The 6,319-nt window shown below is 68.7% G+C and carries 7 protein-coding genes; 3 read left to right on the forward strand and 4 right to left on the reverse strand.

Annotated elements, in window-relative coordinates:
• Window positions 1-10: 10 nt before the first annotated feature.
• The gene (locus tag DBZ45_RS03025) at window positions 11-964 is read right to left on the reverse strand and encodes an RluA family pseudouridine synthase (protein ID WP_111902485.1); all 954 of its coding nucleotides are present in this window, start codon (window positions 962-964) and stop codon (window positions 11-13) included.
• A 167-nt stretch (window positions 965-1,131) separates the two neighbouring features.
• Here DBZ45_RS03025 and DBZ45_RS03030 point away from each other — a divergent pair, with 167 nt between their 5' ends.
• Window positions 1,132-1,761, forward strand: a complete 630-nt coding sequence (locus DBZ45_RS03030; RefSeq protein WP_111902486.1) for a winged helix-turn-helix domain-containing protein — start codon at window positions 1,132-1,134, stop codon at window positions 1,759-1,761.
• Window positions 1,754-2,446, forward strand: coding sequence for an SRPBCC family protein (locus tag DBZ45_RS03035; RefSeq protein ID WP_111902487.1), 693 nt, complete (start codon window positions 1,754-1,756; stop codon window positions 2,444-2,446). The genes DBZ45_RS03030 and DBZ45_RS03035 overlap by 8 nt, the downstream gene beginning before the upstream one ends.
• Window positions 2,447-2,464: 18 nt before the next feature.
• Here the strand turns inward: DBZ45_RS03035 and yczR are convergent, their stop codons facing one another.
• Window positions 2,465-3,946 carry a MocR-like transcription factor YczR gene (yczR, locus tag DBZ45_RS03040; RefSeq protein ID WP_111902488.1) on the reverse strand — a complete coding sequence of 494 codons (1,482 nt, stop codon included), beginning with the start codon at window positions 3,944-3,946 and terminating at the stop codon, window positions 2,465-2,467.
• A 60-nt stretch (window positions 3,947-4,006) separates the two neighbouring features.
• On the opposite strand from yczR, the gene yczE reads away from it, so the two are divergent.
• Window positions 4,007-4,669, forward strand: a complete 663-nt coding sequence (yczE, locus tag DBZ45_RS03045; RefSeq protein WP_111902489.1) for a membrane protein YczE — start codon at window positions 4,007-4,009, stop codon at window positions 4,667-4,669.
• 12 nt (window positions 4,670-4,681) lie between these two features.
• Here yczE and DBZ45_RS03050 read toward each other — a convergent pair whose 3' ends face one another.
• A complete protein-coding gene (locus tag DBZ45_RS03050; RefSeq protein ID WP_111902490.1) occupies window positions 4,682-5,584 on the reverse strand; it encodes an Fpg/Nei family DNA glycosylase in 903 nt (300 codons plus the stop codon).
• Window positions 5,577-6,319, reverse strand: a 743-nt coding sequence (locus tag DBZ45_RS03055; RefSeq protein ID WP_440130491.1) for an Lhr family helicase, incomplete at its 5' end; no start/stop codon positions are given. The genes DBZ45_RS03050 and DBZ45_RS03055, both read right to left, overlap by 8 nt.

Below are 6,319 nucleotides of genomic sequence, written 5' to 3' on the forward strand. Positions count from 1 at the left end.
GTCGGCCTGGCTAGCGGACTTCGCTGAGTTGGAGGCGGCTGCGGTACTCGACGGGTTCCTTGGTGATGGGGTCCACGAACCGGATGCCGCGTGCCAGCAGCTGGAGCGGCTTGGTGTAGTCGTCGGGCGCCTTGTCCAGCAGCTCGGGGTAGAACGAATCGTGCAGGATGCCCAGCCCCAGAGAGGCCATGTGCACGCGGAGCTGGTGGGTTTTCCCTGAATGCGGTTCGAGCCGGTAAAGGCCACGGCGTCCTGCCCCGGCTGGCGGATGGCCACCGGCGTCGGCACCGTCGAACGTCCGCAGCAGGTCGATGCGGGTTTCCGCGTTAGGCTCGCCGTCGATGACCTCCGCCAGAAGGTAGCTGCGGGACTTCGTCATCCGGTTGCGGACCACCACCGGGAAGTCGACGGCGGGATGTCCGGCAGCCGGTTCAGCCGCGGACACGCACTCGTACTCCTTCTGGACCTGGCGCTTCTCGAAGAGAACCTGGTACTTCCCGCGGGTCTCGGGGTTGGTCGAGAGCAGGAGGATGCCCGCCGTCATGCGGTCCAGGCGGTGCATCGGGATCAGGTCCGGGAGGTCCAGCTGGTTGCGGAGCCGGACCAGCGCCGATTCCTGGATGTACGTGCCGCCCGGGGTGGTGGGCAGGAAGTGCGGTTTGTCTACCACCAGGATGTGCTCGTCCTGGTGCAGGATGTTCAGCTCCACGGGCAGCCGGGTTTCCGGCGGGAGCGTGCGGTAGTACCAGATGAAGGTGTGGTCCTCGAGCCTGGTGCCGCGGTGCAGGGGGATGCCGCCCTCGCCCACGATCTCGCCGGCGTCGAACCGGTCCTCGATGCCCTGGGGGTCGATGTGGCCCCAGCGGTGCATCATGTAGTCCATTGCGGTGTCCCAGGGGCCCCCGTCCGGGAGGCGCAGGCGGGTCGCGTTCACGCCGTCGCGCACGGGAAGGGGGGATTGCATCACCGGTCCATTCTACTTTGCGCGCGGTTCCTGCTCATTGCAGCCCCGTTTCGACGGTTCCCTGCGCACACGACGACCCGCGTCGAATCTGCAGGGAACCGTCGAAACGGCGACGGACGAGAAAAATATTATTGACAAATAAAATTGTCGGTGAGGATACTTGAACCATGTTGGACATCGAAGTGATCGAGGACCCGGCGGCGGCGGAGGCTTCGCTGGATCCAATCCGGACCCGCATCCTCCAGGAGCTGGCCGAGCCCGGCTCGGCCACGCAGCTCGCCGCGAAGGTTGGGCTGCCGCGGCAAAAGGTGAACTACCACCTCAAGGCACTCGAGCGGCACGGCCTCGTGGAGCTGGTGGAGGAGCGCCGCAAGGGCAACGTCACCGAGCGCGTACTGCGGGCAACGGCAGCCTCCTACCTCATCTCCCCGGTGGCGCTGCAGTCGGTGGCGCCGGACCCGCGCCGTTTCGCGGACCGGTTCTCGGCCTTCTGGCTGCTGGCGCTCGCCGGCCGCATGGTCCAGGAAATGGGGAAGCTCATTGCCGGTGCTGCCGCCGCGCGGCAGACACTGGCCACGTTCGCTATCGACGGCGAAGTCACCTTCCGCAGCGCGGCCGACCGGGCCGCGTTCGCCGAGGATCTGGGCGTGGCGGTCACCCGGCTCGTGGACAAGTACCACCACGCCGGCGCCGGCGGACGGAAGCACAGGCTCGTCGTCGCGCTTCACCCGGCGCTCAAGCCCGAAACACAGGACTCAACCAAAACCATTCCAGCTAAGGGGCAGGACAATGACTGACGACCGGAAATTCGAAATTGTTTTTGACACCGAGCTGCCCGGCACCCCGGAGCGGGTCTGGGAAGCCGTCACCAAGGGCACGCCGGGCTGGATGTTCCCGACCGACCAGTGGCCGGACGTGAAGACTGTGGAGGAGTATCCGCACCACCTGGTGTCGCGCATGGACGGTCCGGACGGCTGGTTCAACCAGCTCGAGCATGTACTGGAGCCGGTCGACGGCGGCCGGGCCAGGCTCCACTACGTCCACAGCGGCATCTTCGCGGACGACTGGGACCAGCAGTACGACGGCGCCAGCAAACACACGGAGTTCTACCTCCACACCCTGGGCCAGTACCTGAAGCACTTCGACGGCCAGCCCGTGGTTTTCACGGATGTCCAGGCGCCCGCCGCTTCGCAGACGCCTGACGGCTTTGCGCAGCTCAAGAAGGCGCTCGGCGTGGATAGTGCGTCGCAGGGCGACGGTTTTGATGTGAAGGTCGACGGCGTCGGGCGGCTCACCGGGCAGGTGGACTTCTCCAACGCGAACTTCCTGGGCCTCCGGACCGGGGACGCCCTCTACCGCTTCTTCGGCCGCAATGCGTTCGGCGCACCCGTGGGCATGACCGTCCACGACTTCAGCGGCAGCGGTGATTCCGAGGCCACCGCCGAAGCCTGGGGCGGGTTCCTAGGCAAGGTCTACGCGTAGGCCGTTAGCCGCCCGAGGTCAGGCGATGGCGGCGGCGTGGGAGTCCCGGAGTGAACGCCTCAGCTGCGGGGCGGCGTCGAGCCTGGCCTGGGCTGCACGCAGCGCGAGGACTGCCGTCTCCAGCTGGTCCGGCGGCAGCGTGAACGGAATGCGAAGGAAGTTCTCGAACACCCCGCCCACGCCGAAGCGCGGACCGGCAGCGAGGCGGATACCGAGTTCCGGGGCGATGACCGTCAGCGCCGTGCTGCTGGGCGACGGCAGCCGGCACCAGACGGCAAGACCGCCGTCGGGCTTCTCCGCCTCCCACAGGGGCAGGTGGACCTTGAGCAGGTCCAGCAGCGCAGAGCGGTTGTCCCGGAGTGCGGACAGCCGGGCCGGCAGGGGATCGGCCAGGTTGCGCACCAGATGGGCCGCTGCAAGCTGCTCCACCACCGGGCCGCCCAGATCCATCGTGGTCCGGACTGCCGCGAACCGCTGAATCAGGCTCTCCGATGCACGGATCCAGCCCGTGCGCATGCCAGCCCAGTGCGATTTGCTCAGCGATCCTATGGACACCACGGACGAACTGAAGGAAGCCAGCGGCGCCGTTGTGCCGCCGTCGAGATTCAGTTCACGGAGCGTCTCGTCCACCACCAGGACAGTGCCCGAGGCCGCGGCGGCACGGACCAGCCGCCGGCGCTGCGCGTCGGGCATCAGCCGGCCGGTGGGGTTGTGGAAATCCGAGACCGTATAGAACATGCGGGGCCGCTGCTGCGTCAGGGCAGACTCGACCGAGTCCATGTCCCAGCCCCGCTCCGGCGTTGGCGGAAGGGGGACCGGCACGATGCGGCAGCCCGTCGCACGGATGGCGTCGAGCGCGTTCGGGTAGGTCGGCTGCTCCACGAGGACCTTGTCCTGTTTGCCGACCAGCGCCCGCAGCACGATGTTCAGCGCATGCTGCGCGCCGGACGTCACCAGGATCTGCCCGGCTGCGGTGGGCACGCCGGCGTCGGCATAGTGCCTGGCAATCGCCTCCCGAAGCGCCGGCACGCCCACGGCGTCGTAGCCGAAGCCGGGCAGCAGGGCAGGCAGTTCCGTGAGGGCGGCGGCGAAGGCCTGGTGGACCGATTCGCCGCTGGCCGGGAGCGACGCGTACGCGAGGTCGATGACGCCGTCGGGAACGGCCAGGCCCGGCGCCCCCGACATGCCAGCGCGGGAGTCCCGCTGCTGTCCTGCCGTGTAGGCCGTCCGCGGCAGGCACGTGCGGCCCCGAGTGCCCTGGCCGGTGGTCAGGAACCCCTGTTCACGCAGGCTCGCGTACGCCGCCGTCACGGTGGTGCGGCTGACGGAGAGGGTGGCGGACAGTGTCCGTTCGCTGGGCAGCGCAGTGCCCAGCGGGATGCGGCCGTCCAAGACCAAAAGACGCACGACGTCGGCCAGTTCCCGGTACGCGGGTGCGTGGCCGCGGTGCCACTGCCCCAGGAGACGGGCGAGGGCGGTGGGTGTGAGAGATCCGGACATGAGGCCAGTATTTCAAACTGGCCATGGAAAACAAGGCCAGTTGTGCCTCAGGATGGTTCAATGATGATCCGCAGACTCGTACAGCTCTTCACCGGCCTCGCCATGTACGGTATTTCGCTGGCTATGTTTATCCGGGCCGGGCTCGGGCTGGACCCCTGGGACGTGTTCCATCAGGGCGTTGCCGGCAAGACAGGCCTGAGCATCGGCGCGGTGGTCATCATTGTCAGTTTCCTGGTGCTGCTGCTGTGGATCCCGCTGCGGCAGCGGCCGGGCTTCGGCACGCTCTGCAATGCCATCCTCGTGGGCGTCTTCGCCGATGTCGGGCTTGCCCTGATCCCCGTGTTTTCCCACCTCGGCGGCCAGATCGCGATGCTTGGCGGTGCCGTGGTGCTCAACGGCGTCGCCTCGGCCTGCTACATCGGCGCCCGCTTCGGCCCCGGCGCCCGTGACGGGCTCATGACGGGCCTGGCCCGGCGCACCGGCTGGTCCGTGCGCCTGTCCCGGACGCTGATCGAGGTGGTGGTGCTCGCCGCGGGCTGGCTCCTCGGCGGCTCTGTCGGAGTGGGCACTGTGGTTTACGCGCTGGCGATCGGCCCGCTGGTCCAGCTCCTGCTGCCGTACTTCCTGGTTCCGGCCCGGGAACCGGCCGCCGCTGGTGGAACCGTCAAGGCAAAGTCCGGGAACCGTGAAGATCAGCCGGAGGAACCGGTCGCCGCTTCCTGACGCGCGTCGTCGTTACGCGTCGGGGCCGCTCAATAACGGCTGACACTTCGGGCAGAAGTAGATGTCGCGTTCCTCCGTGACGGCAGTGGTCGCGCTGCCGGGACTGCCCGCAATCCCGGTTCCTGCACCGCTTCTGCCCGGGACACTCTTCCCCAGCACGGCGCGGCGGATGGGCGTGCGGCAGCGCAGGCACGGCTGGTGCTCGCGCCGGTACACCCAGTAGCCCGGCCGGCCGGCCGCACGGCCCACCGGAGTTCCGCGGGCGTTGACCACGGTGGTCCGGCGGCCCGGTCCGAGGTTGGCCTCGAGCAGCTGCTTGGCATCGGCAAATATCGCCGGCCAGTCCTTCACGGCGGCCGCCGGTGATGCCGGGTGGATGCCGGCCAGGAAGCACACCTCGCAGCGGTAGATGTTTCCGATGCCGGCGAGGTTGCTCTGGTCCAGCAGTGCCACCCCCACCGGTACGTCGGGCCGGGCCGCCACGCGGCGCTCGGCCTCGGCCGGGTCCCAGTCCGGGCCTAGCAGGTCCGGGCCGAGGAAGCCCACGGCTTTGTCTTCTTCGCTGGTCTTGATCACCTCAAGCAGGCCCAGGGAAAATCCGACGGCGTCTGCAACGTCCGTGCGGAGGACGCACCGGGCCGTGAATCCCGGCTTCCGCCACCTGCCCCCGGGCGGGTAGACCTGCCAGCTGCCCTCCATCTTCAGGTGCGAGTGGATGGTCAGCCGCTCCTCGGCCGGTCCCACCAGTCGCATCAGCAGGTGCTTGCCGCGGGGGATAACCTCCTCCATGGTCCAGCCGGCCAGGTTCAGCGTGGCGAAGCGGGGCACCCGGAAGTCGGATGCGAGAAGCTTCTGGCCGGCGAGGGCAGCGTGCAGCTGGTTGGCGGCGCGCCAGACGGAGTCGCCTTCAGGCACGGATCCTCAGTCCCTTCGGTGTGGAATAGGCCCCGGCGGCCGTCAGCGCAGACGCCGCAGGAGTGTCGAGGATGCCGTGGCCGTTGACCTTTTCCATGACGAGCTTGTCCACGGCACCGCGCTTCACCACGTCCACGAGGGCGCCCGCTGCGGCGGCGAGGACGGATTCGTCTTCCGTGAACACCAGCAACGTCTTGCCTCCACGTTCCACGTACAGCACCAGCGCGCCGTCGACCAGTACCACGAGTGCACCCGCCTTCCGCCCCGGGCGGTGCCCGCTTCCGGCCTCGACATTGCCGGCAGGCCACGACAGGGCCGCGCCGTAGGGGTTGGCCGGGTCGGTCGCCGCCAGGGCCAGCGCCACGGGTTCCGGCTTGGCCAGCTGGGCGTCATCGGTGTACGAACGCAGCCGGTCGACGGTGGCGGGCACGGCGAACTGGGCGGCACCCAGATGTTCGATGAAGTACCCGCGCCTGCACCGTCCGGCCTCCTCCAGCCGGGCCAGGACCTTGTACATGAGCCCGAATCCGCCGAGGATATTCTCGGCCATGACGGATCCGCGGGTGACCACGCCATACCTGTCCAGCAGCAACTCCGCGGTGGCGCGGGCGTGGGTCGTGGCGTCGAGCTCGGGTGTGGGAAGCGCGGACCAGCGCCCGGCCGCGAGCGGCGGGGTGGGGACCGCGCCGCCGGCCGAGCCGTAGCGTCCGCCGGACAGTCCCGGGGAGCCGAGCA

The organism is Arthrobacter globiformis (assembly GCF_003261175.1).
GTDB lineage: Bacteria > Actinomycetota > Actinomycetes > Actinomycetales > Micrococcaceae > Arthrobacter > Arthrobacter globiformis_A.

Excerpts from the sequence above, each read along its gene's own strand:
- DBZ45_RS03025 (WP_111902485.1), bottom strand. The coding sequence starts at position 964 with ATGCAATCCCCCCTTCCCGTGCGCGACGGCGTGAACGCGACCCGCCTG.
- DBZ45_RS03030 (WP_111902486.1), top strand. The coding sequence starts at position 1,132 with ATGTTGGACATCGAAGTGATCGAGGACCCGGCGGCGGCGGAGGCTTCG.
- DBZ45_RS03035 (WP_111902487.1), top strand. The coding sequence starts at position 1,754 with ATGACTGACGACCGGAAATTCGAAATTGTTTTTGACACCGAGCTGCCC.
- yczR (WP_111902488.1), bottom strand. The coding sequence starts at position 3,946 with ATGTCCGGATCTCTCACACCCACCGCCCTCGCCCGTCTCCTGGGGCAG.
- yczE (WP_111902489.1), top strand. The coding sequence starts at position 4,007 with ATGATGATCCGCAGACTCGTACAGCTCTTCACCGGCCTCGCCATGTAC.